Origin of the sequence: Polyangium fumosum (genome assembly GCF_005144585.1) — a bacterium.
Classification (GTDB): domain Bacteria; phylum Myxococcota_A; class Polyangia; order Polyangiales; family Polyangiaceae; genus Polyangium; species Polyangium fumosum.
Window position 1 is genome coordinate 75223 of record NZ_SSMQ01000046.1, and the last position, 26288, is coordinate 101510.

At 69.1% G+C, this 26288-nt stretch carries 21 protein-coding genes; 9 read left to right on the forward strand and 12 right to left on the reverse strand.

Annotation, left to right across the window (positions count from 1 at the left end; genetic code table 11):
• Position 1 precedes the first annotated feature (1 nt).
• The gene (locus tag E8A74_RS34265; protein ID WP_136933014.1) at positions 2 to 2041 is read right to left on the reverse strand and encodes an AgmX/PglI C-terminal domain-containing protein; all 2040 of its coding nucleotides are present in this window, start codon (positions 2039 to 2041) and stop codon (positions 2 to 4) included.
• Between the two features lie 672 nt (positions 2042 to 2713).
• A complete protein-coding gene (locus E8A74_RS34270; RefSeq protein ID WP_170229580.1) occupies positions 2714 to 3538 on the reverse strand; it encodes an SDR family NAD(P)-dependent oxidoreductase in 825 nt (274 codons plus the stop codon).
• Positions 3539 to 3923: 385 nt separating this feature from the next.
• Between E8A74_RS34270 and E8A74_RS53045 the strand changes: the two genes are divergently transcribed.
• The gene (locus E8A74_RS53045) at positions 3924 to 4922 is read left to right on the forward strand and encodes a Kelch repeat-containing protein (RefSeq protein WP_170229581.1); all 999 of its coding nucleotides are present in this window, start codon (positions 3924 to 3926) and stop codon (positions 4920 to 4922) included.
• Positions 4923 to 4926: 4 nt separating this feature from the next.
• Here E8A74_RS53045 and E8A74_RS34285 read toward each other — a convergent pair whose 3' ends face one another.
• The 4 genes from E8A74_RS34285 to E8A74_RS34300 are packed head-to-tail and all read right to left on the reverse strand — an operon-like array spanning position 4927 to position 9773.
• Positions 4927 to 5778, reverse strand: a complete 852-nt coding sequence (locus tag E8A74_RS34285) for a DUF6891 domain-containing protein (protein WP_136933287.1) — start codon at positions 5776 to 5778, stop codon at positions 4927 to 4929.
• A gap of 38 nt (positions 5779 to 5816) precedes the next feature.
• Positions 5817 to 6605: an inositol monophosphatase family protein gene (locus E8A74_RS34290; RefSeq protein ID WP_136933288.1), complete on the reverse strand. Its 789-nt coding sequence runs from the start codon at positions 6603 to 6605 to the stop codon at positions 5817 to 5819.
• Positions 6606 to 6643: 38 nt separating this feature from the next.
• Positions 6644 to 8092 (reverse strand): NAD(P)(+) transhydrogenase (Re/Si-specific) subunit beta, encoded by a 1449-nt coding sequence (locus E8A74_RS34295; RefSeq protein ID WP_136933289.1) that lies wholly within the window; start codon positions 8090 to 8092, stop codon positions 6644 to 6646.
• Between the two features lie 7 nt (positions 8093 to 8099).
• Complete coding sequence (locus E8A74_RS34300; RefSeq protein ID WP_232379882.1) at positions 8100 to 9773, reverse strand: Re/Si-specific NAD(P)(+) transhydrogenase subunit alpha; 1674 nt, start codon at positions 9771 to 9773, stop codon at positions 8100 to 8102.
• A gap of 49 nt (positions 9774 to 9822) precedes the next feature.
• Between E8A74_RS34300 and E8A74_RS34305 the strand changes: the two genes are divergently transcribed.
• Together E8A74_RS34305 and E8A74_RS34310 are read left to right on the forward strand one after the other, a co-directional pair.
• Positions 9823 to 10476 carry a polyamine aminopropyltransferase gene (locus E8A74_RS34305; RefSeq protein WP_136933290.1) on the forward strand — a complete coding sequence of 218 codons (654 nt, stop codon included), beginning with the start codon at positions 9823 to 9825 and terminating at the stop codon, positions 10474 to 10476.
• Positions 10477 to 10686: 210 nt separating this feature from the next.
• Entirely contained in the window at positions 10687 to 11991 is a 1305-nt protein-coding gene (locus E8A74_RS34310; RefSeq protein WP_170229582.1) for a hypothetical protein, read from the forward strand.
• 2 nt (positions 11992 to 11993) lie between these two features.
• Here the strand turns inward: E8A74_RS34310 and E8A74_RS34315 are convergent, their stop codons facing one another.
• Positions 11994 to 12668 carry a DUF4230 domain-containing protein gene (locus E8A74_RS34315; RefSeq protein WP_232379883.1) on the reverse strand — a complete coding sequence of 225 codons (675 nt, stop codon included), beginning with the start codon at positions 12666 to 12668 and terminating at the stop codon, positions 11994 to 11996.
• A 357-nt stretch (positions 12669 to 13025) separates the two neighbouring features.
• Here E8A74_RS34315 and E8A74_RS34320 point away from each other — a divergent pair, with 357 nt between their 5' ends.
• From E8A74_RS34320 to lnt, 3 genes are read left to right on the forward strand one after another with little or no spacing between them, the layout of a single operon-like run.
• Positions 13026 to 14132, forward strand: coding sequence for an SGNH/GDSL hydrolase family protein (locus E8A74_RS34320; protein ID WP_232379884.1), 1107 nt, complete (start codon positions 13026 to 13028; stop codon positions 14130 to 14132).
• Between the two features lie 7 nt (positions 14133 to 14139).
• On the forward strand, positions 14140 to 14949 hold the full coding sequence (locus E8A74_RS53050) for a hypothetical protein (protein WP_170229583.1): 810 nt from the start codon (positions 14140 to 14142) through the stop codon (positions 14947 to 14949).
• Positions 14946 to 16679 carry an apolipoprotein N-acyltransferase gene (gene lnt, locus E8A74_RS34325; RefSeq protein ID WP_170229584.1) on the forward strand — a complete coding sequence of 578 codons (1734 nt, stop codon included), beginning with the start codon at positions 14946 to 14948 and terminating at the stop codon, positions 16677 to 16679. Before E8A74_RS53050 ends, lnt begins: the two co-directional genes overlap by 4 nt.
• Here lnt and E8A74_RS34330 read toward each other — a convergent pair.
• Genes E8A74_RS34330 through E8A74_RS34340 form a run of 3 tightly spaced genes read right to left on the reverse strand, consistent with a single transcriptional unit; the run spans position 16585 to position 19129 of the window.
• Positions 16585 to 16974 (reverse strand): hypothetical protein, encoded by a 390-nt coding sequence (locus tag E8A74_RS34330; RefSeq protein ID WP_136933294.1) that lies wholly within the window; start codon positions 16972 to 16974, stop codon positions 16585 to 16587. The two genes, lnt and E8A74_RS34330, sit on opposite strands and share 95 nt — an antisense overlap.
• 28 nt (positions 16975 to 17002) lie before the next feature.
• A complete protein-coding gene (locus E8A74_RS34335; protein ID WP_136933295.1) occupies positions 17003 to 17899 on the reverse strand; it encodes a hypothetical protein in 897 nt (298 codons plus the stop codon).
• 21 nt (positions 17900 to 17920) lie between these two features.
• Positions 17921 to 19129: an MFS transporter gene (locus tag E8A74_RS34340; RefSeq protein WP_136933296.1), complete on the reverse strand. Its 1209-nt coding sequence runs from the start codon at positions 19127 to 19129 to the stop codon at positions 17921 to 17923.
• 235 nt (positions 19130 to 19364) lie between these two features.
• Here E8A74_RS34340 and E8A74_RS34345 point away from each other — a divergent pair, with 235 nt between their 5' ends.
• A complete protein-coding gene (locus E8A74_RS34345; RefSeq protein ID WP_136933297.1) occupies positions 19365 to 22625 on the forward strand; it encodes a UvrD-helicase domain-containing protein in 3261 nt (1086 codons plus the stop codon).
• Positions 22626 to 22666: 41 nt separating this feature from the next.
• On the opposite strand, the gene E8A74_RS34350 is transcribed toward E8A74_RS34345, so the two are convergent.
• Entirely contained in the window at positions 22667 to 23173 is a 507-nt protein-coding gene (locus E8A74_RS34350; RefSeq protein ID WP_136933298.1) for a hypothetical protein, read from the reverse strand.
• A 558-nt stretch (positions 23174 to 23731) separates the two neighbouring features.
• Between E8A74_RS34350 and E8A74_RS34360 the strand changes: the two genes are divergently transcribed.
• Entirely contained in the window at positions 23732 to 24313 is a 582-nt protein-coding gene (locus E8A74_RS34360) for a phytochelatin synthase family protein (protein ID WP_136933299.1), read from the forward strand.
• 55 nt (positions 24314 to 24368) lie between these two features.
• On the opposite strand, the gene E8A74_RS34365 is transcribed toward E8A74_RS34360, so the two are convergent.
• Positions 24369 to 24932 carry a hypothetical protein gene (locus tag E8A74_RS34365; RefSeq protein WP_136933300.1) on the reverse strand — a complete coding sequence of 188 codons (564 nt, stop codon included), beginning with the start codon at positions 24930 to 24932 and terminating at the stop codon, positions 24369 to 24371.
• A 210-nt stretch (positions 24933 to 25142) separates the two neighbouring features.
• Between E8A74_RS34365 and E8A74_RS34370 the strand changes: the two genes are divergently transcribed.
• Positions 25143 to 25904, forward strand: coding sequence for a lysophospholipid acyltransferase family protein (locus E8A74_RS34370; RefSeq protein WP_136933301.1), 762 nt, complete (start codon positions 25143 to 25145; stop codon positions 25902 to 25904).
• Positions 25905 to 26288: the final 384 nt, after the last annotated feature.

Here is a 26288-nt window from a genome sequence, read left to right on the forward strand (position 1 = left end):
CTCAGCCGCCGGGGCTGAACATGATGGGATACACGACCGTCACGATGCCGCCTTCCGGCTGCGGGAAGGACAGACCATAGAAGGCGCGGACCACGCACGACACCACGCCGCCGTCCGGCATGTCCGAACCGCCATTGCCCACGTTCGACACGGCGCCGTCACGGCCAATGACGAACCGAACGCCCACGCGGCCCTGGAGGTTCGGGTTGTTCCGCAGGCCATTTTCGTAGCAAAGACGGAATCGGCCGAAGTTCTGGCGCACGATGCGCTGAATGACCTCGGGCGGGAGCCGGCCGCTCACGCTCGTGGCGCCCATGCGCACCTGCGGGGGCTTCGTGCGGTGCGAGCCAGAGAGCTTGCCGTGACCCGAGCCGAAGCCCTGGCCCGTGCCCGTGCCCGCGCCGTGCCCGATCGTGCCGATCGAGCCGAGGCCAATGCCCTCGCCGCGGCCACCGCCGCCCTCGCCGATACCGGACAACCCGAGGCCGCCCGCGCCGAACGAGTCGCCGATGTTGTCGCCCCACATGTTGCCGCGCGCCGACATCGCGTCATTGCCGAGCGAATCGTCGCGGCCCCACGGAGCCGTCGGCGCATTCGGATCGCCGCCGGCGCCCGCATTGAGCAGGCCGATCATGCCGAACTCGGCCGCGTCACGCAGCGCTGCCTGCCGCGCGATGTGCGGATCGGCGTTGTCCGCCGGGCCCTGCACGCCATACCGATTGCCCGACGCCTTCGTGGTCGGGTTCCCCATGGAACCCTCCTCGCCCTTCGCCTTCGTGCCCGTGCCGCCTTCCTTGTTGTCGGCGCTGTTCTCCGCCGTCATCTCGGTCGGCTTCTCTTCCTGCTCCTTCTCCGCCGCGGCATTGAGGAACTGCTGGATCATGAACTTTTGATCGTCCGAGACCCCGTCATCGTCGGTCGCGCCCATCGGCGGCATGAAAAACGCCATCGCGGCGAGCAGGCCCACGTGCACGGCCGTCGACAGGCCGTGATAGAGATAATTCTGCGTGTCGAATTGCACGTGGCCCGCGACGACGCGGCCCGCGTTGACCGTAGACACCTGGAAAATCAGCCCGTCCACCTCGATCCGCGCCTTCGAGCCGGGCGGAAGCGTCATCTGGAACGCGCCCGAGAGCTCCGCGCACGGCTGCGTCTTTCCGCTGTCGATCGCCTGCTGCACCGTCATCTTCGGCTGACCGGCGATTTCGATCGTGCCCTTCGCCCGCGGCAGGAGCACCACCGAGACTGCCCCGCCGCGATCCGCGAGCACCACGGGCGCGCGCGTCGTGCCGAGTTTTTCCTGCGGGACGAAGTAATCACACTTGAAGTTCTTCGTCTCCTCCTCGCCCACGTAATACGAGCGCGGCGGCGTCAGGTGCGCGACATTCAGGACCGTTTGATCCCAAAGCACCATCACCTCGACCGACGCGGACGGCGTCTCGACCTCGTCCGACGGGACGTCCGGGCCGCTCTTGACGAGCTGGTACGTGTACGAACCCTCGGGCGCGTCGTGCGGGACCTCGTCGTGTGCGGGCGGCTTCGGCTGCGCGAACGGGTTCTGCATGCCAAACGGATCGCCGCCGCCGAACGGGCTCGCCGCCGCCGCCGCGCCAAACGGGTTCGCCCCGCCAAACGCCGCGGGAGCCGCGGGGGCGCCGAACGGGTTCGCCGAGGGCGACGCGAACGGGTTTGCCCCGGGCTTCGCCGCGCCGGCGGCGACGGCCACGGGCTCGGCCTTTTCCAGCAGGATCTTCGTGCCGCCGATCTGGAGCTGATCGCCCGCCTTGACCTTCACCTTGTTGACGCGCGCGCCATTGACGAGCGTCCCCGGCTCATTGCCGAGATCGATCAGGGTGATGTCCTCGGGCGACGCGACCTCGATGACCGCGTGCATACGCGAGGCGAGTTCATCGTCCACCCGCAGGTGGCTCTTCGGATCCTTTCCGACCTTGACGATGTCTTGCGTCACCGTCTCGCGACGGACGAGCGCGTCATTCTGATACAGCGCGAACGTGAGCGCGACCTTTTGCTTGCCTTCCATGGTGAGCCAGCCTTTCCTGCCGTGCCGTCCCGCCGAGGCGGGCAAATGCCCCCGCGAGAGGCTCGGGGGGTTTTCTTTTCGTGCTCGGAGCCTATTTTCTTCGTGAGGGAGCCGATGAACGGGGCCGAGCCCCACATTCGACCGGCGCTTCCTCCCTGCTCGCCTCGAACGACAGCCGTTCGGACCCAAGGTTCCCGAACGTGCACGATCGATCCGCAGGGGCGTCCCAGGGGCGGCCCCGCGCGGACGGATCCCGCTCCCGCCCACGGCTGAGCATGGGTCTCATCTCGGGGCCGCCTCGCTGGGGCGTTGCCCCAGGCCCCACCCGGGGCTATCCGCCCCGGGACCCGGACCAGCGAGGCGCTGGACCCAGGGTCGATGAACTGCGCATCGCGCAGTTCATCGAACGGGCCGAGTCAAGACCACGAGCGACCCCGCCAGCCAAGACGGCAGCGCTGACGGTTCAGCCGGCAACGTGGTCTCAACGGCCTGTGGGAAGAACTGCGCATCGCGCAGTTCTTCCCCAAAGGGTCCAGGGCTGGCCCTGGTTCGGGTCGAGGGGCGAAGAGCCCCCGCGGGGCCCGGGCAGCGCCCCGGCTCGGCGGCTTGCGATGAGACCCATGCTCAGCGCCCGCGGCCGGGGGGACGAAAAGGGCTGGCTCGGATCGGAGGTCAGCGCGCCGCGAGGACGGGCGCGAGCAGGGGCTCGGTGGCGCGGCGGAGGGCTCCGCGGGCGCGGTCGTCGTAGGCCTGTGCGTTGGCGCGCGCGGGCCGTTCGACGTCGAAGTATTCGCCGGTGAGCTGCTCGTCGAGTGAACGCTCGAGGACGACCCGGATCGCGCGGGCCCCGTCCTCCGGCTTGCCCCAGGACTGGCCGAACGTCTCGCGCACGATCTTCGTGTCCAGCATCGCCCCGGGGTGCACCGCGTTGATCGCGAGGTCGGGGTATTTTTGCGCGAGATCGAAGGTCCACAGGATGAGCGCGAGCTTGCTTCTTCGATAGGCGCGCAGCCCCTCGTACCCTCGCGTACTCATGAGATCCTCGAAATCGAGCGTCTCCTGCCCCGAGACGGTCACGTTGAGGATGGCCTTCGGCGGGCGCTGGCAAAGCGAGAGCCAGAGCTCGGTGAGCGCCACGGGCCCGAGGTAGTTCACGGCGAAACGTTTCTCGTACCCGTCTTCGGTCTCCTCCCGCGCGTCGCCCTTCTTGCCCGGCCCCACGCCCGCGTTGTTTATGATCACGTCGAGCGCGGGCAGCTCCGCGGCGAGCGCGCGGACCATCGACGCGACCGAAGCGAGCGAGCTCAGATCTGCGACGACGTGGCGCGGGCGGGTGCCCGTGACGAGCTCGAATTCGTGCGCCAGTTCGCGCACCTTCTCGGAGGATCGCCCGTGGAGAATCACCTCGTTGCCCCGCTCGAGGAGCAGCTTCGCCGTGGCCCGCCCGATACCATCCGTCGAGCCCGTGACGAGCACCTTCATTCCCCGTGCTGGCATGTCGTCGCTCTCCTCCTCTTTCTCGTACGCCAAAAAAGACAATGCGCTCTTGCGCGGCCCTTGGTCAAGCCAGAGGCACAGTTCGCGACCTCCACACATCACAGCTCTCCCCGTTCTCGTGCACCTTCCTTTCTCGCGCCGCGCGATGCCGCGAACGGGCGCGGCTCTTGCCAGGGCGTGCGGAGCGAGAGAAATGCGACACCCACACGCTCGCTCCCTGATCTTCGGTCTCGGAATCGTATTCCTCCATGCTGCTCTGCCTGCGGATGCCGCCTCCGGTTCCGTCGGACTCGCGCCGCCCCGATTGCCCGCGCCTGCACGCTTGCTTCGGCCTCGTATTCGCTCCCCGCGCGATAACGCGGGGCGTTTGTGGAGCGTGGCGTCGATGACGGTGCCGAGGCGCGCGCATACGGCCACCACGCTCCCCGACGGCCGCATCCTCGTCGTCGGCGGCCTCGACGGAGATTCGTACCTCGCCACCGCCGAGGTGTACGATCCCGTCGCAGCGCAATTCGTTACGGTTGGAACCTTGTCGGAAGCGCGGGCGCATCACATTGCGATCCGTCTGGCCGACGGCCGCGTACTCGTCGCTGGCGGCGAGGGGGCGCCGGGGGCACCACTCGACAGCGCGGAGGTCTTTGATCCGGCATCGAATGCGTGGAAGCGCGTCGGCTCGATGCGGGCGCCGCGGATCGACCACGCTGCGGCCTTGCTCTCGGACGGCCGCGTGCTCGTCGCCGGGGGCTACGACGGCGCGCGGATGCTCGCGCTCGTCGACGTGTTCGATCCAAAGGACGGCGTATTCCATCCCGCGGCGCCGATGTCCGCGCCGCGCTCCGAGTTCACAGCGACCGCGCTCCCCGACGGAAACATCCTCGTGGCAGCAGGCGTCGGCGGTTCGGTCCGGCTCGCGACGGCCGAGATCTACGAGGCCCGGCTCGATCGGTGGCGACAAACGGGCCCCTTGCAGGCGCGGCGCGGCGGGCACGTCGCGGCGCTGCTCGCGGACGGCGGGGTCCTCGTCGCGGGCGGGATCGTCGGCATTCACGCGGTGGCGACGGCGGAGCGGTGGAGCCCGGCCACGAATGCGTGGACGAGCGCTGCGCCGATGCGCGAAACGCGCTTCGGGAACGTGGCGCTCGGGCTGCCCGACGGCCGCGTGCTCGTCGCCGGCGGCGAGAATGACAACGGAAGCACGCTCGCCTCGGTCGAGATCTACGATCCCTCGGCGAACACGTGGCTCCTCGCGCCCGCGCTGGGCAGCCCGCGCGCCGTGATGGCGGCGGCGCTGCTCGACGACGGATCGGTCCTCTTCACGGGGGGATGGGCGCCGCCGGAGGCGTGGGCGAGCTGCGAGGTTCACCTCCCCAAGCCGGCAGAATGATCGTTCAGGAAAAACCGTCGGCGCGGAGCTCGGCGACGATCCCGTCGAGCTCTGCGCGGGGGTCGCGGCAGGCGCGCTTGCGCTCGACGATGTCGCCGTCGCTGTCCTTGATGCGGATGCGGAGGGCGTTGAATTCGGTCCAGGCCGACCATTCGCGGCCGTCTCCGTGGCGCAGCGTGACCGCGGGCAGAGGTTCGGCGGGCGGAGCGGGCGCGCCGTCGAGATCCTCGGCCTCGGCGGGGCTGCGTTCGGGGCGGGGGAGGACCGTTCCGCGCGTGCCGAGCGGAATCGGCGGCCGCGCCGAGGCGCGCCGCTTTCGCCATTCGAACGGCTCGATCTCGATCCGCGTGTCGGAGCTCCCGTTCCACGTCCAGGGGACGCCGAACCGATCGAGCGCGTCACAGATCTCGCGGCCCACGGCCTCGATCGCGACGGACCCTTCCTCGTGCGCTCCATATGCGAGCATGAGCCCGCCGCCCTCGACGCCGCGCTCGGTGTCCTGCTGGTGATAAAACACGTATCCGCGCGCGCCGCTCTCGGACATCGCGCCCCAGGCCTCGCCGTGTCCGCAGGAGCTACAGCAAGTGAAGTTCTGCGCGGTGAAGACCCCGCGCTTCGTGAGGTCCTCGAAGGCCGCGTCGATGCGGTCGTTCGTGCTCACGTCCTTCCACCCGCGCTCCTCGGCCTCGGCCTGGTTCCATACCTTCGCCGCGTAGCCGCGCACCTTCGGGGCGACTGCGTCGTACTTCGGATCGGCGCACATCGCCTTCACCGAATCGAAGAGCTCCTTCTTCGAGGCCCCCGCGCGCACGAGCGTTTTCACGTGGTCGAAGATCCAGCCAGCGTCGTCCGACATGCGCGCGATCGTACCCGCGTGTCGTGGATTCTGGAAGATCAGGCGAGCGCGGCGAGGACGCGCTCGTGCAGTATGCCATTCGAGGCCACGCAATGGCCCGAGGCGACGGTCGGACGGCCCTCGAAATCGGTGAACCGCCCGCCCGCCTCCTCGACGAGGACGGCGAGCGCGGCGATGTCCCATATCTGCACGCCCGCCTCGATCCACGCCTCGGCGCGGCCCGTGAGCACGAGCGCGCAGCCGGCCAGATCCCCGTAACAACGTGCCTGCGCCGCGGACAGCGCGAGGCGCGTCACGCGCTCGCCGAGGGGCGGGGCGAGCAAGCAGCGGGGTTCGCCGAGGGAGAGCGTCGCGTCCGCGAGGTCCGTGATGCCCGAGACGGCGAGGCGCTCGGGCGGCTCCTCGCCCACGCGACGGAACGCGCCGAGGCCCCGGGCCGCCCAGTACGTCTCGCCGAGCGCGGGCAGGGCCATCGCGCCCGCCACGACCACGCCGCGATGTTCGAGGGCCACGAGTGGCCCCCAGAACGAGCCGCCGCGCGTAAAACCCCGCGTGCCGTCGAGCGGATCGACGATCCAGCGCGCCTCGGCGTCCGCGCCTTCGTGCGCGCCCGTCTCCTCGCCGAGCAGGGCGTGATCGGGGAAGCGCGCGCGGATGACGCCGAAGATGGCCGCCTCGGCGTCACGATCCGCGGCCGTGACGAGCGTTCGATCGGGCTTCGTCTCCACCCGGACGCCGCGCCGGAAGTGCACGAGGCTCGCGGCGGCCGCGGCCTCCACCGCGGCCCGCGCTGTCGCGCCTGCTTCTTGGAGATCGATCTCGCGCATGAGAGACGACGTGGTGTTCGTGAATCGCGCGGCCTGGATCAGGCCGCTTGTTGTTCGGCGCGGGCGGAGACCGCGTGGAGCAGCTTCTGCACGCTCGCCTTCGCGTCGCCGAAGAGCATGAGCGTGTTGTCGAGGTAGCAGAGCGGGTTGTCGACGCCCGCGTAGCCCGCGGCCATGCCGCGCTTCAGCATGATCACGCGCCCGGCCTTCCACACTTCGAGCACGGGCATGCCGTAGATCGGGCTCCCGGGATCATCGAGCGCGCTCGGGTTCACGATGTCGTTCGCGCCGATGACGACGACGACGTCGGTCTCCTCGAAGTCCTCGTTGATCTCCTCCATCTCCTTCACGGCTTCGTACGAGACATTCGCCTCGGCGAGCAGCACGTTCATGTGCCCGGGCAGGCGGCCCGCGACGGGGTGGATCGCGTATCGCGCCTTCGTGCCGCGCCGCTCGAGCAGCGTCGTGATCTCCTTGACCGCGTGTTGCGCCTGCGCGACGGCCATGCCGTAGCCGGGCACCACGATCACGTTCTTCGCCCCGAGCAGCAGATCGGCCGCGCCGTCGATGTTCGTCTCGTTCACCTTCTTCGCCGGCTCGCCCTTCTTCGCCGCCGGCACCACGCCGCCCTGATCGCCGAAGCCTGCGAAGACCACGTTCCAGATGGAGCGGTTCATCGCCTTGCACATGATGTAGCTCAGGATCGCGCCCGAACTGCCGACGAGCGCGCCGGTCACGATGAGCAGATCGTTGCCGAGCATGAAGCCCGCCGCGGACGCTGCCCAGCCCGAGTAGCTGTTCAGCAGCGAGACGACGACGGGCATGTCGCCGCCGCCGATCGCGAGCACGAGGTGCGCGCCGAGCACGCTGGCGACGCCCGTGGACGCGAGCAGGTACGGCACGCGCACGGCCTCGCCCCCGCGGAAGGCCGCGACGGCGAGGAAGATACACGCGAAGACCAAGGACGCGTTCAGCGCGTGCCGAGCGGGCAGCACGAGCGGCTTCGACCCGATCGTGCCGCGCAACTTGAGGAACGCGATGACCGAGCCGGTGAAGGTGATGGCGCCGATGAACACGCCCGCGTGGATCTCCACGTGGTGCGCGACATCCGGCGCCCCGCCGGCGCGCACGCCGTTCATCTCGCTCCCGATGCCCACGAGCGCCGCGGCCGCGCCGACGAAGCTGTGCAGCACCGCCACGAGCTCGGGCATGCTCGTCATCGCGACGCGCGCCGCGAGCACCGCGCCGATCACGGCGCCCACGCCGATCGACGCGGCGAGGAGGCCGAGATCCGAGGGGCCGGCCGCGAGGGCCTTGTTGTCCGGCGCCACCACGGCGCCGAGCGTGACGGCGACCGCGAGGAGCATGCCGAGCGTGCCGAGGAGGTTGCCGCGACGGGCCGATTGTTGCGCGCTGAGCCCGCGGAGGGACAGCACGAACAAGAGGCTCGCGACGAGGTAAGCGACGTTCACGAGGGTGATTCGCATCGGCCTCTCACTTCCGGAACATGCGCAGCATCCGCTGCGTCACGAGGAAACCACCGGCCACGTTGATCGACGCGAGCAAGACCGCGACCGCGCCGAGCAGCGCCGCGACGGGCGCGCCGCCTCCGCCGCCGTTCGCCGCGAGCAGCATCCCGCCGATCACGATGATGCCGCTGATCGCGTTGGTGACGCTCATCAGCGGCGTGTGGAGCGCGGGCGTCACGTTCCAGACGAGGTGCCAGCCGACGACACACGCGAGCAGGAAAACCGTCAGGTGTTGCACGAGCTCCTGGCTGCCGAAGAGGCCCACGGGCGTGAGGAACGCGAGCGCGAGGGCCGTGCCGATCCGCCCGGGCCACGGGCTCTCGGGCACCTCCGGCTTCGGCGCATGCGCGGGCGGCTTCGGCGCGGGCGCGGGCGCGCCGCCTCGGATCTCGGGGCGCGGCGGCGGCCACTTCAGCTCGCCGTCGAGCAAGACCAGCATCCCGCGCTGGATCTCGTCGTCGAGCGAGAGCTCCCACGTCTTCTTTTTGCCCATGATCTCGTCGATCAGGTTCACGATCGTCATGGCGTAGAGTTCGCTCGCCTGGAGCGCCATCCGGCTCGTGAGATCCGTGTGCCCCACGATCGTCACGCCGTACCGCTCCACCGTGCGATCCCGCTCGGTGAGCGCGCAGTTACCGCCTTGCTCGGCCGCGAGGTCCACGATCACCGAGCCGCGGTGCATGCCCACGACCGCGCCCGACGTGATGAGCTCGGGCGCCTTTTTCCCGGGGATCAGCGCGGTCGTGATGACGATGTCGCTCGTCCGGCAGTGCTCCGCGATGAGCTGCTGCTCGGCCGCGAGGTACGCGTCGCTCACCTCCTTCGCGTAGCCGCCTTGGCCTTCGCCCGTCTCGCCCTGGAACTCGAACGGGACGAACTCCGCGCCCATGCTCGTGACCTGCTCGCGCACGACGGGGCGCGTGTCGAAGGCCTTCACCATCGCTCCCAAGGCGCGCGCGGCGCCGATCGCCGCGAGCCCTGCGACGCCCGCGCCGATGATGAAGACCTGCGCGGGCTTGATGCGCCCCGCGGCCGTCACCTGCCCGCCGAGCAGCCGCCCGTAGTGCGACGCCGCCTCGATCACGGCCCGGTAGCCGTTCACGTTCGCCGTCGCGGAGAGCGCGTCGAGCTTCTGCGCGCGCGTGATGCGCGGGACCGCGTCCATCGCGAGCACCGTCGCCTTGCGTTTGGCGAGACGCTCGACGAGCTCCTTGTTCTGCGCGGGCCAGAGGAACGAGATGAGCTTTTGCCCGGCGCGGAGCTGATCCGCCTCGTGCTCGCCCGTCTCCGGGTGCGCGCCCGGTGGCCGGACCTTCGTGATCACGTCCGCCTCGCGGATCACGTCGGCCGCCTTCGGCACGATCTGCGCGCCCGCCTCGGCGTACGCTGCGTCCTCGAACCCTGCGGACGCGCCGGCCCCGCTCTCGACGATCACGGCGAGGCCCATCTTCACGAGCCGCCCGACGGACGCCGGCGTCGCTGCCACGCGCCGCTCGCGTGGCTCGATCTCCTTCAGCACGCCGATGGACACCTTCGGCTCGCCTCCAGCGTCCTTCGCCGAACCCCCTGGCTTCTGCCCCCCGCTCGCCGGCTCTGCGGGAGGCGCCGCGTTCGCGCTCGCCTTCACTTCTTCGACCATTGCGGCGCGCAGTGTACGAGAAATCGTCCGCGCGGGGTAAACTCCGGGGGTGGTTGCTGTCGTTCGTGTCCTCGAAGAGGCCGGTCAGACGCTCGTGCTCCGTGATCTCGGCACGCATCACGAGCTCCTGCTCGGCCAAACTCCCATCCTTTCCAGCAAAGCCTTGGAAACCGAACGTACGTTCGGCGCCCTCGCCGGGGTCGTACGGAACGACCGTTCACCCGCGTCGATCCTGATCGGCGGGCTCGGGTTCGGCGCGACGCTCGCCGCGGCGCTCGCGGCCGTGGGCCCCGAGACGCGCGTCATCGTGGTGGAGAAACTGCGCGCCGTGGCGGAGATCGTGCGCGGCGAGCTTGCGCACGTGGCCCCGGGCGTGCTCGACGATCCGCGTGTCGAGCTCGTGCACGCCGACGTCGCCGAGGAGATCGGCCGTCGTTCGGACCTCGACGCCATCCTGCTCGACGTCGACAACGGCCCAGGCTGGGCGTCGTTCCGAACGAACGCGCGCCTCTACACGCAGGCGGGCTTGCGCCTCGCGTTTGACGCGCTCCGGCCCGGCGGCGCCTACGCCGTGTGGAGCGGGTATCCCGCCGACACCTTCCTCGCCGAGCTACGCAAGGCCGGCTTCGCGCCCTCGATCGTGCCGCTCCACGAGCGCGGCGTCGTGCGCGCGCGGGCGTACGTGGGGAAGCGACCGGGTTGACGGAGGGTGGGGGGGAGCCGCGCGCCGCGTGCTGCCAGACATGGAGAGGCGCTGGCCAGCCGTTCGTCAATGTCACGTCGGGATGGGGATGGGGCAGAGCGCGAGCCGTAGGGCAACGCTCGACAGCCACGCCGCGGACCGTTATCCAATGAACTTGGGTGCCAGGACACCAGAGCTTTCTTGGAGGCTTGTATGCAGCATTCTTTTCCCGTGATTCCCTCGACTCTTGGCGCGCTCGCGATAGCGGGCGCCGTGACGCTGGTGCCGTCCGCGGCGCTGGGCAGCGACGGCGCGCACGGCATGTCGGTGGGCCTTACGCTGTCGTATTCGATAGGCGCGCGAGCTGCGTTCGGCATTGGTGGCGACCTGCGGTACACGTACTACCAGGACGCACCGGATGGATTTCCGCACGACGCGCACGTCGGGCTCGGCGCTTTTTTTCAAGGCACGTATTTGCTCGGCGGCGCGGGTCGTTTCGCGTTCGGCGCGCATGCGAACCTGCTCAGCCAGGTGGTCCTGGACCTCGACACGGAGTTCGGCGCCACCATCCGCACGAAGTCGACGGAGGGCAAGGAGCCGGGCGGCGTCGGGATCCACCTCGGCATCGTACCGCTCTTCAACCCCCTCGTTCTGGAGACGGGCCCCTCGTTCCGAGGAAGCATCGCCGTCACGCAGGGGATGCAGAGCGAGTTCATCGTCGGAGGCGACATCCGGGGGCCTGGGCCCTGCCTTTTCGTCCAATGCTTCCAGGTGGTCTCGGGCCGCCCGCTGCGCCCGGAGCCGAACGCGGAGGCGACCCTCGCGCCGCTGCTCGTCGGGCCGCGCGATCCCACGCGGCCGAGGACGAAGGGGCGCGCCCTCTCGCGCGGCGCGCGGGAGCGGCTGCTCTCCCACTGGGCGCGCACGGTGAGCGCGGAATGCGCGTCGGTCCCGGCGTTTCTCGCCCTCGCCCGTGATCTCTCGCGCGCGGGCGCGCCGGCCGCCCTGATCTCGCGGGCGCTCGTCTCCGCGAAGGAGGAGGCGACGCACACCGCGCTTTGCGCGGTGCTCGCGAACGAATGGTCGTCGGCGCGCCTCTCGCCGTTGCTCCCGCCTACGCCCCAGAATACCGATCGAGACCTCTCCTCCCTCCTCCGCAGGCTCGCCCTCGACTCGTTTTGGGACGGCTGCGTCGGCGAGGGCGCGGCGGCGGCCGAGGCACGGCGCGCGCTGCGCGACACGACGGACGAGCCCGCGCGCGAGGCGCTCTCCGTGATCGCCCGCGACGAGCAGGGCCATGCGGATCTCTCGGAGCGAATCGTCGCGTTTTGTCTTTCCGCCGGAGGCAAGCCGGTCCGGGATGCGCTGATGGAGAGCGTGGAGCGACGGCGATCGTTCGAGGAGGCGCGCCTTTCCGCGCCCGCCGAGGTCGGTGCGGAGGACGCCGAGGCGCGCGCGTTCGGGGGGCCCGCCGCCGACGTCGAGCGAATCGCTCGTGAGGAAGCGTTCGAGGCGAGCCTGCGCCTCGTGGCTTGACTTCACCGATCTCCGGATCGGAACCGCACCTCGACCTGCTTCGCGCCGAGCGCCCGCGCCAGCGCCGACACCTGCTTCTCGGCCTGCGCCCGCGCGCGGCCCATCACGTCGGGGCTCCGCGCGGCGGCCTCGATCGCGCGTTGCGCTTGCCTGCGCGCGCTCGCTTCGAGCTGTTCGTTCCGCTTCGCGAGCAGATCCGTCGACCGCGCGAACACGTACGTCCCGTCCTCGTCGAGCGACGCGGAGAGCACCTCCGGCTCGGGCAGATCGATCCGCGCGCTGCCCGTCTTCGGATCAAACGCCACGTCCGTCTCGCGCATCTTGCCGAGATCCACGCCGACGACCGCGCGCCCGACCGCGACGAGCAGGAGCGCGTCTTTCGCCTCGACGAGCCCGAAGAACGCGCTCTGCCGGTCGGTCAGGTCGACGACCTTCTCCACGTGCACCTCGGCTGTCTCCAGCCGTGACACCTCGCGGATCGCCGTGAGCAGGGACGGTGTCGGCCGCTCCGTGATCACGTGCTCTGGCGGTGGGAACAGAAGCTTCGGCCCGTACACGACGAGCGCGACGGCGAGCGTCGTGGCCACGAGGTAGGCGAGGAGCCGATACGGGCCGAGGAGCGAGCCCAGGATCTTCTTGAGGGGAGAGGGCGAGCGCTCGGATGAGGGATCGGGCACGACGCGCAGTGTAGCAGCGAAGGGGCGCGGCTCCATTTCGCAATGCGTCGGGAGTTACGCGGTGGTCGCGCGCGAGCCCATGGCAACCTCACGCAATCCATTGCATTTCGAGCGTTGACATTCCTGGCTTTTCGTTCTTGAATGAGCGCCGGCCCGTGGTTTCCCGTGTCCACGCGCCGGCGCTCCTCGGCTTTCTTGTTCGATTCACGAGTGAATCGTTGGGCGACGCCTGCGCGTGTTTCGCGCGGGGCTCGTCTCCTTTTCGAGGGTCGCCTCGCCTCTGGCGGCAAGTTCCGCCTGCGGCGCACCGGGAAGGCTCGCCGGCGTCCCGCCGGCGAACAGAAGGAGAGGAATGTCATGCGCACCCTTTGCAATTCTGCGACCGTTCGCCTCGGCCAGGCCGTTCTTTCGCTCGGGATCCTGCTGGGCGGCCGCGAAGCGTTGGCCAATACATTGACGCAGAACAGCTCGTGGACGATCGACCGCGCGGGCACGACGGCAAAATATCGCGTCGTCGCGTACGGCGACTCCATCTTCGCCGGCTACAACGGAAGCCTTTCGAACGTCGACAAGCGCGCCGCCACGTGGGTCCAGGGTGAATATCTCTCGAATAGCTGGAACAGCGACATCGAGGTCATCCGCCGCACGAAGTCGGGCGCGAAGGCCGACGACATCTACAACAACAAGATCGTCAACGAGAAGTCGCACATGCAGGCGGCGAACACGCGCGTCGTCACGTTCGAGATGTGCGGCAACGACTTCTTGCAGGCGCGCGACAGCTTCGCCGACCAGAGCGGCACGTGTAACTACGGCGTCCTCGACACCGCGCTCGCGAACTGTACCAAGTACCAGGAGCTCGCGATGCAGTTCATCAACGCGAACGCGAACGCCGCGACGAAGAAGAAGATGATCATGAACCTCTACTATCCGGGCTACGACGCCGACAACGGCATGTCGAGCTGCACGGAGGCGTCGACGGGGCAGAAGATCAACAAGCAAGACGCCATGTTCCCGCGCCTGGCGCGCAGCAATTACCGCGCATGCAAGTTCGCGGCGCAGTATGGCTTCGACTGCGTCGACGCGTTCGCGGAGTACATGGGCGCCGACTACGATTCCAACGGCGACGGGAAGGTCGACGTCGACGGCCTCCGCTACATCCCGGGCGAAACCGAGGAGGCGTACGTGAAACGTATCACGAGCACGCTGCGCGGCACGATCCGGGACGCGAACAGCCATTACGAGAGCGCAGGCACGAGCTTCGACTACATCCTCTCCGACAACACGCACCCCACGTACTCGGGCGCCACCATTTACGTGGGCCTCCTCGGCGGCACGGGCTCCGGCTCGGGCGCGCCGGAGTACTCGGGCGCGCAGATCGTGGGCGGCAAGAACCCGATCTGGAACCGGTTCGGCCATGAGCGCGCGGGCTGGGCGCACGCGCTCTTCCATCCGCTCGCCCCCTGATCGATCCATGACGAACCATCGCCCCGCCGAACGCTCGCGTGGAGCCGTCCGCCGGTCCGTCGACCGGGACGGCGTCGTTCATGTCGAGCTCCGGCGGGGCGGTCTTCCCCTCGGGCCGATCGCCCTCGGCCTCGTCGCGGCAGGGGTCCTCGCGTTTCTGTCGTGGAAATGGACCACAGAGACGCCCGCCGAGGTGGCTTCGGGTGCGACGGCGAAATCCGGACAAACCACCGAGGCCCGCGCACCCGCGCGACCCCAGGGCGCGCCGACGCTCCGTTTGGCCGCGCGAGCCGCCCCCGCGGCGGACACCACGCCGAAGACCCGCGCGATCGGCACCGAGGATCCGGATCCGGAAGCCGAGGATTCCCCGGACGAACCTTCCGCGTCCGACGATTCGGACGTGATTGCCGAGGAGGGCGCCGATCCTGCCGGGGCCGCAGCCAAAGGCAAGACGGGCATTCACGCGTTCCCCGCGCCCGGGACGAAACGGATCAAGCAGGGCCTCGTCGTCCCCGACGATTTTCCGCTGCCGCCCGGCTACGTGCGGCATTACCAGGCGACCGACAAGGGCCAGATGCTCGAAGCCATCTTGCTCTACCACCCCGATTACGAGCTCGTCGACGCGAGCGGCAAGGTGATCCCCCTTCCGACCGATCGTGTCGTCCCGCCGAACATGGCCCCGGAGGGTTTGCCCCTCGCCACCCTGGAGGTCCCGGCGGACGCCTACGCGGACCGCGACGAACAGGGCCCCCCTTCGAATGCCGATCCCGGACAAACCGGCGTCGAGGAAGACAAATCCGCGGACGAAGAGCCATGAGCGCGCGCCCCCTCCCGAAGCGCCTGCGCCGGTTCTGGACCTCGAAGCGCCTCCGGGATCGGCTCCTCGTCCTCGCGCTCGGCGCGTTCGCCTCGGCGTATCTGCTCGGCGTTTGCAGCCGCACGGCGGGCGCGTCGTACCTCGCGTGTTTCGTCACGTTCGTACCCTGGCTCCTCACGCTCGAACGCGCCGAGCGTTTTCGCGACGCGCTCTTCTCGGGCCTCGGGATGAGCGTGTTCTCCGTGGCGCTCGTGTTTCCCTGGTTCCCCGAAACCGCGGCCTCGTACGCGGGCACCTCGCCGAGCCTCGTCTGGCCCCTCTTTTTGCTCCTCGCGCCCGTGCTCGAACCCCAATTCGTGGTGTTTGCCCTCGTGCGCCTCGCCGTGCGCCGCGCCGACAGGCCGCACCCCGCGCTCCGGGCCGCCCTCGCGGCCGCGGCCGCGTACGTCGGCGTCGAGCTCGTCTTCCCCAAGCTCTTTTTCGATACCGTGGGGCTTGGCCTCCACCCGGCCGCGTCGTTGCGCCAGGGGGCCGAGATCGTCGGCGCGCACGGGCTCTCCTTCCTCCTGCTCCTCGTGAACGAGGGCCTCGCGCTCTCGATCGTGCGCCTCGCGCGTGCGCCCAAGGCGCGCGGATTCGACCCTCCGGCCGCGCCCGCGGCCCTCGCCGTCCTCGCCGTCCTCGCCGGCGTGGGGGTTGGCGGCGCGCGGCGCGCGGCGCTCGCCGAGACGAACGGCAGCCCTCCGATCGCGGTCGGGATTGTCCAGGCGAACATCACGAGTTACGACAAACTCCGCGCCGAGAAGGGCGCCTTCGAGACGGTCCGCACGATTCTCGACGCGCACGTCAAGCTCTCCGACATGATTCGCATCCAGAAACGACTCGACCTCCTCGTCTGGCCCGAGACCGTCTATCCGACGACGTTCGGCGCGCCGAAGAGCGAAGCAGGCGCGGCCTTCGACGAGGAAATCGGCGCATACGTGGCGAAGACGGGCGTCCCGCTGGTCTTCGGATCGTACGAGAGCGAAGGGGACGACGAGTTCAACGCGGCGTTTTTTCTGACGAACGACGCGAACGGCAAGGTGCAGCGCGCCTCGTACCGCAAGCACATGCTGTTTCCATTCACCGAGTGGGTCCCGCCGGTGCTCGATTCTCCCTCGCTGCGCAGCATGATGCCCTGGGCGGGGCACTGGAAGCGGGGGCCGGGACCGGAGGTCGTGCGGGTGGGTTCGTCCGGGCACGAAGCCCTCACCGCGCTGCCGCTCATCTGTTACGACGTCCTTTTCCCCGGGTTCGTCGCCGAGGCCGCGGCGAAGGGCGCGGATCTCATCGTCACGCTTTCGAACGACTCATGGTTTCCGGACGGGCGTGCCCCGAGGCTTCACCTCGTCTCCGCCGCGTTCCGCAGCATCGAGACACGCCTGCCGCAGGTCCGCGCCACGAACTCCGGCATTTCGGCCGTCGTCGCGCCCGACGGCGAAATCCTCGCGCGGACACGCTTCGACGAAGAGGACACGCTCGCCGCTGACGTCCCGCGTGGCACACGTCTCGTGACGCCGATGGTCGCGTTCGGGCACCTGCGCGCGCCTGCGTTGCTCACGCTCGCGGCGCTCCTCCTCGGGCACGCGTGGTGGTTCAGAGCAAAGCCACGTAATCCTCGAGCGCCTCGACCGGAACCCCGTACCGCGCCGCGACGTCCTCGATCCACGGGCCCCGCCGCCGCGCCATGAGGAACGCCGACACGCGCGCGGCGACGTAAAACGACCCGCTCAGCGGCCCCGCCACGCCGAGCACGCCCGTGACCCACGGGATGTGCCGCCCGATGAGCTCGAGTTGGAGCTGGCGCAGCAGGAAATACCCCACGATGCCGAGCCCGAGCCCGAGGAGGATGCAGGGCACGATGACGAGCTTGTTCAGGCGCATGGCCCGCCGCGCGAGCTCCGACGCGGCCGCGGCCTCCGCCTCGGGCCCATGGGGCCTCCCGGGCGAGGCAACGCGGTACGGACCTTCCGTCGTTTCACCCATGGCCCCGAGGCTATCAGGGGTCGCCGCATCAGGCGAGCAGGTGCACGAGGACGTATGCCGGGATCAGCACGAAATACGCGATGTCCGTGAGGATTTCCGCGGCGCGGCGCAGGCCCTTCGCGCGAAGGGGGAGCAGGTACGTCGCGCCGAGCGCGACCACCTCCACGACGATACGCACGAGGCCCGCGTACACGACGAGCGCGCCGAGCACGCCCACCCATCGCATGAGGAAGGCGCCGAGGTACGGGCCGAGGCCGAAGAGGTGATATTGCCCGAAGGGCCCGCCATACATGATGTACTGGTGCAGGCGGAAAAGGACGATCGCCAGGGCGAGCGGGATCAGCCCGTATTTCGCCACCAGGTAAAGCAAGCTCCTTCGGCCGTGCGTGCGCCGCGCCTCCGCGAAACGAAGGGCGGGGTGATCGAGCGTGGCGCGGGCCGCGGGGAGGTGTTCGCCGAGGGCCGAGAGCAAACGCGCGGGATCACGGAGCACGAGGCGGCGCTGGAACGAGCGATTCGAGCCGAGCACGAGCCGGAGGCCCGAACCGGGCAGCGGCACGCGCCACGGACGGATGGCCTGGATGGAATCGAAGGGAATCTCGAATCGCTCCCGGCGCAGCGTGAGCGCGAGCGTGTGGGCCTCGATCTTGACCTTGCCGCGATGGATTCGGCCGAGGAGCAGCGCGAGGAGGAGGGGGCCGCCGGAGAACAACGTGATGCCGAGCGCGACGGCGAGCGGCGGCGCGGTCCTCGATCCGGTCACGATATCGGTGGCGATGTGCGCGGCGACGTAAAGGACGTTGAGGAGGGCGGCGAGGCGCAACGCCACCGCGAGCGCCCGCGTGGCCGGGCCATAGGTCTGGACTTTGAATTCACCTCGCCCGGGGGGGCTCGTCTCCGCGGGGGGATCGGGCGCGTCGGCCATGCGCGCACGATAGCACGCGATTCAGGCGATATCTTCCAGCTCGCGACCGCGCGTCTCCGGCATCGTGAGGAGGATCAGGGCGAGGGCGAGCGCCGGGAAGACGACGGTGGAAGACACGGCCTTGGCCCATCCCACGGATTCGGCGGCGTACCCGACGAGGACGGGGGTGACGCATTGGGCGGTCCGGCCGAAGAGGTGGTTCGACCACCCGAAAGCGTCGCTGCGCAGCTCCGTGGGAAAGAGCTCCGTGTTGTAGGCGGCGAGCACGGAGGCCGTCGCGGTGATGCCGCCCATCGCGAACACGAGCGAGATCAGGACGACCGCCGAGGAGCTGCCGAGATAACAACCGGCCGTGCCCGCCACGACCGAGAGATAAATGAGGACGGCGGCGCCGCGTCGGCCGAGGGTGTCGAGCAGCTTCGCGGAGATGAATGCGAGCGGCAGCCCGGCGATGGCGGCGATCGAGATGTAAAGCCCCACGCGCCCCTCCGTGAAGCCACGTTCCCCCATCGCGTGCTCTTTCCAGAACATGATCGCGTTCGTGGTGCACGCGTAGGTGAGCATCCAGATCACCGCGAGCAGCAGCATCCGGTTTCGATGGGGCGGGGACAGGATCTGCGTGAACGGCCTCTTCGCGAGGCTCGTGCCCTCGACCTGCTCGGTGAAGCGGCGTGTCTCGCGCAGGGATCGCCTCGCGACGGCGAGCAGGAAGAGCGGCGCCGTCCCGAGCACGTAGATGCCGCGCCAGCCGAGGGGGGAGCTGATCACCGCGGGCGTGATCCCCGCGCAGACGATCGCGCCGACGCCGGTCAGCGCATTGATGACGCCGATGTACAGGCCGCGGCGATCGGCGGGGAACTCCTCGGCGGCGACGACGAGGGAGAGGGCCCACTCCGCGATGAGGAAAAACCGCGCGGCGATCTGCGCGGCGCCGAACGTGAACGGCCCGCGGGCGAGCGCGGTGAGCGCGGTGCAGACGGCGTACCCGAGGATCGTGAAGGCGAGGACGCCGCGCCGCCCGGCGCGGTCGGCGTACCGGACGAGGCCGTAGGAGAGGATCGAGCCGGCGCAGATCGCCCCGACGAGCCACCCCGCGTCGCTCGGCGAGAGGCCCATTTCGGCGCGGATCGCGGGCAGGAGCTGTGTGAGGGCGAACGTGTCGAACCCCTCGAAGAAGCTCGCCACGCCGAGGAACAAGAAGAGGCGGCGGTGGTATCGATCGTCGCTCATCCGGACCTCCTTTCGTGCGTACCAGGGAAGCGCGCCTTTCACAACGGCCCTCGTCGTCCTCGTCCGCTGCGCGCCAACGTCGGGAGCGACCGGTCCGTCCGGGAAACCGCCGCGGCCGCCGGTTCCATGGGGCCAAACCTGGGGTTCCAGGTGCCAAACCATTTCGAACACCCATGGCTTGACGAAGCCGTGGATCTCGACTAAGTGCGGCGTAAGGGGTTCCCGAAGGACAAACATGCGATACCACGCGGACCTCCACGTCCACTCGCGATACTCTCGTGCCACGAGTTCCGATTGTGATCTGTTTCACCTCGCCTGGTGGGCGCGGCGCAAGGGGATCACCGTCGTCGGCACCGGGGATTTCACGCATCCGGCGTGGATGGCGGAGCTCAAGCAGAAGCTCGTGCCGGCTGAACCAGGGCTTTTTCGGCTGCAAAGCGACATCGAGCAGGCCGTCTCGGCGCGGCTCGAAGGCCCTTGCCGAGGGACCGTGCGCTTCATGCTCTCGGTCGAGATCTCGACCATTTACAAGAAAGGCGATCGCGTCCGGAAGGTGCATCACCTCGTCTACGTGCCCGATTTCGAAGCCGCCGAGCGGTTCGTCGCGGCGCTCGCCCGCGTGGGCAACTTGAGCGCCGACGGCCGGCCCATCCTCGGCCTCGACGCGCGGCACCTCCTCGAGATGGTGCTCGCGTCGGGCCCGGGCAGTTACCTCGTGCCGGCGCACATCTGGACGCCTTGGTTCTCCGTGCTCGGCTCGAAGGCCGGGTTCGACGCGGTCGAGGAGTGTTACGGGGACCTCGCGCCCCACGTCTTCGCCCTGGAGACCGGTTTGTCCTCGGACCCGGCGATGAACTGGCGGCTCTCCCGGCTCGACCGCTACCGCCTCGTGTCGAGCTCGGACGCGCATTCGCCGCCCAAGCTCGGGCGCGAGACCACGGTCTTCGACGGTCCGATCGATTACTTCTCGCTCCGCCGCGCCCTGGAGACGGGCGAGGGGTTCGTCGGGACGATGGAGTTTTTCCCCGAGGAGGGCAAATACCACCTCGACGGGCACCGGGCGTGCGGCGTGCGCCTCGAACCCTCGGAGACACTCGCGCGCGGCGAGCTTTGTCCGGCCTGCGGGCGGCCCGTCACGGTGGGCGTCTTGAGCCGTGTCGAGACGCTCGCCGATCGCGACGAGGGGTACAGGCCGGAGAACGCCCCCGATTTTCGCAGCGTCGTGCCGCTGCCGGAGGTCCTCGCCGAGCTCTCGTCCGTGGGGCCGTCGAGCCAGGTCGTGGAGCAGAGCTACCGGGGGCTGCTCTCCCGGCTCGGGCCGGAGCTCTTCATTCTGGAGGAGGCGCCGCTCGAAGACATCACGCGGGCGGGCTCGTCGCTCTTGTCGGAGGGGATCGCGCGGATGCGCGCGGGGCGCGTGATTCGCGACGCCGGCTACGACGGCGAATACGGGACGATCCGGCTCTTTTCGCCGGACGAGATCAAGCGCCGCCCCGTGGTCGCGCTGCTCTTCGAGGACGAACCGCGCCCGACGCCGCCTTCGAAAAAGCCGGCGCGCGCCGCCGCCGCCGACAAACCTGGCCGCAAGAAAAAAGGCACGGAAGAGGGGCCCGCGGTGTCGCTGTTCGCGCCGCGGGTCGAGCCCACGACACCGGAGGCCCCTCCCTCGCTCCTCGACGGCCTCGATCCCGATCAACGCGCGGCGGCCGAGGTCGTACGGGGGCCGCTCCTCGTGGTCGCGGGGCCGGGCACGGGAAAAACCCGCACGCTCACGCATCGGATCGCGCATCTCGTCCAGGATCAGGGCATCTTGCCCGAGCGAATCCTGGCGATCACGTTCACGCGCCGCGCGGCCGACGAGATGCGCGAGCGGCTCGTGGTCCTGCTCGGCGACGTGGGCGCGCGCGTGCCGGCGATGACGTTCCACGCGCTCGGGCTCCTGATCCTGCGTGAATACGGCGACCGCGCGGAGATCGGCATCGCGGGGGAGCGCGAGCGGGTCCAGCTCGTGGCGCAGGCGCTCTCCGTGACCGAACGCAAAGCCACGCAGCTTTGTGCAGCGATCTCACGATGGAAGCGGCGCGTGGCGCGCCGGGCCGAGGCCTTGCAACGTCCCCCGGACGAGTATCCCCCGGGCAGCGACCTCGACCGCGCCTGGGCCGCGTACGAGGAGGGGCTCGCGGCGCGGAGCCTCGTCGATTTCGACGACCTCGTCACGCTCGCGGTGGAGCTCCTCGAATCCCGCCCCGACGTGCTCGTGGCCTTGCGCGAGCGATTCGTGCACGTCTCGGTCGACGAATTCCAGGACGTGGACGAACGGCAATACCGTCTCTTGCTCCTCCTCGCGGGCGAGCCGCAGAACGTCTGCGCGATCGGCGATCCGGACCAGGCCATTTATGGGTTCCGCGGCTCGGACGTCTCGTTTTTCTTCCGGTTCCGGGAGGATTATCCCGCCGCGAGCGTGGTGCGCCTCGGCAAGAACTATCGCTCCACACGCACGATCGTCGATGCGGCCCTTGGCGTCATCGCGCCCTCGCCGACGGTCGGCGAGCGTGTGCTCCGCCCGCTCATCGAGGATCGGAGCCGCATCGTGACGCACGAGGCGCGGACCGAGCGCGCCGAGGCCGAGTGGGTCGTGCACGTGATCGAGCGCCTCGTCGGCGGCACCTCGCTCTTCTCCATGGATACGGGCCGCGTCGGGCCCGAGGACGGGGAGGGGACCCACGCCTTCGGCGACGTGGCCATCCTGTACCGGACCGACGCGCAATCCCACGCGCTCGTCGAGGCGCTGCGCCGCTCGGGCATGCCCTTCCAGCGGCGCACGCACGATCGGGTGCTGGAGCGGGCGGCCGCGATGGCCATCGTGCGGTCGTTCGTCGCGACCTCCACGCCGGGCGCGCCGCTCGGCCCTTCGCTCCAGACGGCCGCGGCGCGCGTGCGCGAGGAGATCGCGGCGCCGCAGGGGCCCGAGGAAACGGCCCCGCTCGCGCCTGCGCCCGAGGAGGGCGTGGAGGCGCCGGCGTTCGGGGAGGCCGATGTCGATGCGGCGCTCGTGGTGCTGCTCGCGATTGCAGCGCGATCGGGCGAGGACGCCGAGCGGTTTCGCCTGGAGGTGGCGCTGGAGGTGGAGGTGGACACCTGGGATCCGCGGGCGGATCGGATCTCGCTGCTCACGCTGCACGCCTCGAAGGGCCTCGAATTCCGGGTGGTGCTCGTCGTGGGCTGCGAGGACGGCCTCTTGCCCTTGCGATTCAAAGGCCGCGAGGACGAGGCCGACGTGGCCGAGGAGCGCAGGCTCTTTTACGTGGGAATGACGCGCGCGAGAGAGCGCCTCTTCCTCTCCTACGCGCGTGAACGCGTTCGCCACGGCAAACCCGCGGCGACGGAGGCCTCGCCGTTCCTGCGGGAGATCGAGGAGCGGCTCGTCACGGAGGAGACGGCGGATTTGCCGAAGAAGGGGCCGGATCCGCGGAAGAAGCAGCTCACGCTGTTTTGATGGGGGGAGCGGGGGGCGAAGGTCTCGCCCCCCCTCGGCATTCAGGGCGTGTGGTCGTCTGCCTTGCCCGCTGCGGCTCGGGCCGCCTCCTCGTTCTTGCGTCGGGTGGCCGCGGCCTTGACGCCGACCTGCGCGACGTATTTCAGCAGTTTTTCGAATGCAGCCTCGACGGTGGGGTCCTTCCGGGCCGCGGTGCGCTTGACGGTCTCGGCGAGCTGCGAGAACTCGGCTTCGCGCTGATCCTCGTGATAAGCGATGCTCTCTTCGAGGACCTCGACCAGCTTGCGGGCATCGCCGAGCTGCTCTTCGAGCAGCTTGATGTTCGTGGTGGAGGTCGCGATACGCGCGACGATCTCGAACGAGACGCCGAGCGTCGCGGCGTACTTCGTCAGCGCGCTGGGCAGCTCGATAAGGACGTCCTGGATCCCCTCCTGCGCGTGCTTGAGCATTCGCCCGGCCCCCGGCGCCAGGTCGAAGAGGATGTCCTTGGCCGCGGTGGCATCGATGGAAAGTTTCCCTGTAAATTGCGATGCAGGTACGTGCGCCATGATTGCTCCTGAGTGGTGTTCCCTCGGATGTGTACGTCGGAACCGTAGGGGTATGCGCACCTTGGCAACAAAATGGTGGAGAGGCGGTACAGGCAGGGGAGCGGCGACCTGCGGGCGGCGGTGGGTGAGCTCCTGGCGGAGGCGGGGGACGTCCTTTCGGGGATACATGCGCTCCTGCCGGCGGTCGGCGACGTCGTGGCGGAGGCGGGGGACGTCCTGGCGGAGAGGAACGATTTTCCGGGGGGAGAGGGGGGCACCCTTTGGGGGAGATGGGTCCGCTCCTCCGGGGGGTGGAGCATCAACAGGCGGAGGAGGGCGACCTCGGGGCGGAGGTGGAGGCTTTCCGGGCAGAGGCCGACGACTTCCTGACGGGGAGGACCGGCCTCCTGTCGGAGGTCGAGGGACCTCCTGTCGGAGGTCGAGGGACCTCCGCTTCGACTCGATTCCATCGGGGTGCGCTCCCCGCGCGCGCGCCTCTTGACGACGACGGCCCCGCTCCGTGATACTCGCGCGCCTTCCCATCTATTTTTCAGAGTTCGCAGCCGGAGGAGACCGTAAATGATCGAATCGCCGAAGTCGTCGAAGGATCTCGAACGCATCAGCATGGTCGAGTTCCAGCAGCCCATCCGCTGCTGCAACGTCACGGCGCTGGCCTACGGGCTCACTGTGCTCGGCTTTCCCACGGCGATCGATGACATCTTCTACGCCACGCGGCTGCCGGTCTCGTCGGTGCTCGACGACGGGATGACGCTGGCCGAGACCTACGACACGGCGCTGCGCCTGATGCGGACCAGCAAGCTGCCCGTCTCGGTGCGGGTGGTGCACTTCGACCGGCCCGAGGCGACGCTTTCTTGGTTCAAGAACGAGATGGCCCGCGCCGCCTCCGATCCGCAGGACATCCACCTGCTCAACTTCAACGTCAACATCGCGCACGACACCGCGCTCGGCGGCGGTCACTTCGCGCTCCTGGCCGACTACGACACGGAGACCGGCGAGCTCACCGTGGGTGACGTCAATCCCCGCAAGTACACCCGCTTCTGGAAGTGCCCCGTCGAGCGGATGTACAAAGCCTGCGTCGACAAGGACTCCGCCTCCGACCGCTCCCGCGGCCTCCTGGTGCTGCGGAAAGAGCAGGCGTAGCCTCTCGCCCGCTCTCCCTCCCGGTGCGGATCCCTCGCCGAAGCGCTTGGCCGCGTCATCCCCTCGCGGGCGCGGGGACCGGGGCCGCCTCGGGCGCCGTCGCGCGCTTGTAACGGCGGATCGCCGATTCCCCGATCGCCTGGGTGACGGCCGTCGCGGCGAGCGCTCCCGCAGGCACGGCGAAGGCCGGATTCAACGTCAGCGCGACAGCCACCGGCGCGGCGGCGCCGGCGGCACAAGCCGCCAGCACGGCCACGAGCTCCTTCACACGCTCGGATTGGTCGATGTCCTTCCCGAAGAGCAGCGCTATTTCGAGGACGAGGTAAAGGTGCATCCGGGTAAGGATGGATGCGCCAGCGACGAACCCCAGGCCTTCGTACACGATACCGAACCCAGGGACGGCGGCGGGCGCATGAACGAGGCCGCCCGCGGCAAACGAAATCGCCGAGGTCGATGCAATGAGACGACGCGCCTGCCGCTCCGGCGACTCGTCCGGATACATGCGCCGCACGCGCTCCGCGACCGACCGGATACGGGACTTTCGGAGCCTCAGGATGAAGTAGAACAAATCATCGGTGAACAGGCTTTGCTGATCGGCTGCCTGCTGCTTGCTTGCCATGGTTGCCCCCCTCTGCCGGAACGCCTCGAGCGCGATGGACCGCCGAGCTCCTCCTGGTTGCTTCTGTCGCACGCCCGGCCGCCTTGCGAGAGTTGTACCGGTTCGGGTCGGTCGCGCTCTCCTCATTCGTAGGCCGTGGCAAAGTAACTTTTTTGCCAACCCATGCCGTTCTTGGTGTTTTTGCCCTCGCATCCGTGAAAGCATCCGCGGATGCGCCGCTTCTGGCAGCTCCTCGCGAGCTGGGTGTGTGGGATCGGGATCGGGATCGTGGGCTCGACGATCACGCTGCTGACCTTGGGCCTTTTTTCACGCACGTTGTCGCCGTGGATCGTGCGGACGTGGGGGCGATCGATGCTCTGGCTGGCGCGGGTCACGGTCTCCGTCGAGGGCGCCGAGAACCTCGACCCCAACACCATGAAGATAGCGACGTTCAACCACGGGTCGCTGCTCGACTCGTTTTTGATTGCGTCGATCATGCCGAGCGGGAGCGTCGCCGCGGTCAAGCGCGAGATGTTCTACTACCCGATCCTCGGCCTCACGATGTACCTCTGCGGTTTCGTTTTTCTCGACAGGCGCAACAGCGCCCGGAGCCGCCGCCAGATGGCCGCCGCTTGCAAGCGCATGGAGCGCGACAAGCTCACGGTCTTCATCTCGCCGGAAGGCACGCGCGCGAAGACCCACGAGCTTCTCCCCTTCAAGAAGGGCGCGTTTTTCCTGGCAATCGACAGCGGCGCGCCCATCGTGCCCGTCGTCATCGACGGCGCGTTTGATCTGCACCCGCCGAGCCGCTGGACGAGCGATCCGGGCCACGTGCGGATCCGCGTGCTCAAAGCGCGGCCGACGGCAGGGCTCAGCGCCGAGACCCTCCCGGCCGAGATCGCGTCGCTCCGGCAGCTCTATCAGGACGAGCTCGCGAAGATGCGCGCCGAGCGGGCCAGCGCTGCGGCAAACCCGTCCGTCGTGCTCGCCTGACGGAAGGTTCGCTGGGGCTTTGCCCCAGGCCCCAGCAGGGGCTGTCCGCCCCTGCACCCGGACCAGCCAGGGGCTGGACCCAAGCTCGATGAACTGCGCGGTGCGCAGCTCATCGAACAGGCCCGGTCAAGACCAGCAGCGACGTTGCCCACTGAGACAGCCGCGCTGCGGGTTCGGCTGGCGCCCCGGCTTCTTCGTCGGCCTGTTTGAAAAACTGCGCACCGCGCAGTTTTTCAACCCTGGGTCCAGCCCCTGGCCTGAGCATTGGTTCCATCTCCGATCGGTACATTCCCCCCCTCTGACGACATTTAGCGAGGGAGATGTTGGATGCAGAGGTGGCCTCGTCGGCGGAAGCGTGGGCACAGGAGGAGTTCGGGCATGCGG

Coding starts and splice junctions, on each gene's coding strand:
- E8A74_RS34265 (WP_136933014.1), bottom strand. CDS start 2,041: ATGGAAGGCAAGCAAAAGGTCGCGCTCACGTTCGCGCTGTATCAGAAT.
- E8A74_RS34270 (WP_170229580.1), bottom strand. CDS start 3,538: ATGCCAGCACGGGGAATGAAGGTGCTCGTCACGGGCTCGACGGATGGT.
- E8A74_RS53045 (WP_170229581.1), top strand. CDS start 3,924: ATGACGGTGCCGAGGCGCGCGCATACGGCCACCACGCTCCCCGACGGC.
- E8A74_RS34285 (WP_136933287.1), bottom strand. CDS start 5,778: ATGTCGGACGACGCTGGCTGGATCTTCGACCACGTGAAAACGCTCGTG.
- E8A74_RS34290 (WP_136933288.1), bottom strand. CDS start 6,605: ATGCGCGAGATCGATCTCCAAGAAGCAGGCGCGACAGCGCGGGCCGCG.
- E8A74_RS34295 (WP_136933289.1), bottom strand. CDS start 8,092: ATGCGAATCACCCTCGTGAACGTCGCTTACCTCGTCGCGAGCCTCTTG.
- E8A74_RS34300 (WP_232379882.1), bottom strand. CDS start 9,773: ATGGTCGAAGAAGTGAAGGCGAGCGCGAACGCGGCGCCTCCCGCAGAG.
- E8A74_RS34320 (WP_232379884.1), top strand. CDS start 13,026: ATGCGCACCCTTTGCAATTCTGCGACCGTTCGCCTCGGCCAGGCCGTT.
- E8A74_RS53050 (WP_170229583.1), top strand. CDS start 14,140: ATGACGAACCATCGCCCCGCCGAACGCTCGCGTGGAGCCGTCCGCCGG.
- lnt (WP_170229584.1), top strand. CDS start 14,946: ATGAGCGCGCGCCCCCTCCCGAAGCGCCTGCGCCGGTTCTGGACCTCG.
- E8A74_RS34330 (WP_136933294.1), bottom strand. CDS start 16,974: ATGGGTGAAACGACGGAAGGTCCGTACCGCGTTGCCTCGCCCGGGAGG.
- E8A74_RS34335 (WP_136933295.1), bottom strand. CDS start 17,899: ATGGCCGACGCGCCCGATCCCCCCGCGGAGACGAGCCCCCCCGGGCGA.
- E8A74_RS34340 (WP_136933296.1), bottom strand. CDS start 19,129: ATGAGCGACGATCGATACCACCGCCGCCTCTTCTTGTTCCTCGGCGTG.
- E8A74_RS34345 (WP_136933297.1), top strand. CDS start 19,365: ATGCGATACCACGCGGACCTCCACGTCCACTCGCGATACTCTCGTGCC.
- E8A74_RS34350 (WP_136933298.1), bottom strand. CDS start 23,173: ATGGCGCACGTACCTGCATCGCAATTTACAGGGAAACTTTCCATCGAT.
- E8A74_RS34360 (WP_136933299.1), top strand. CDS start 23,732: ATGATCGAATCGCCGAAGTCGTCGAAGGATCTCGAACGCATCAGCATG.
- E8A74_RS34365 (WP_136933300.1), bottom strand. CDS start 24,932: ATGGCAAGCAAGCAGCAGGCAGCCGATCAGCAAAGCCTGTTCACCGAT.
- E8A74_RS34370 (WP_136933301.1), top strand. CDS start 25,143: ATGCGCCGCTTCTGGCAGCTCCTCGCGAGCTGGGTGTGTGGGATCGGG.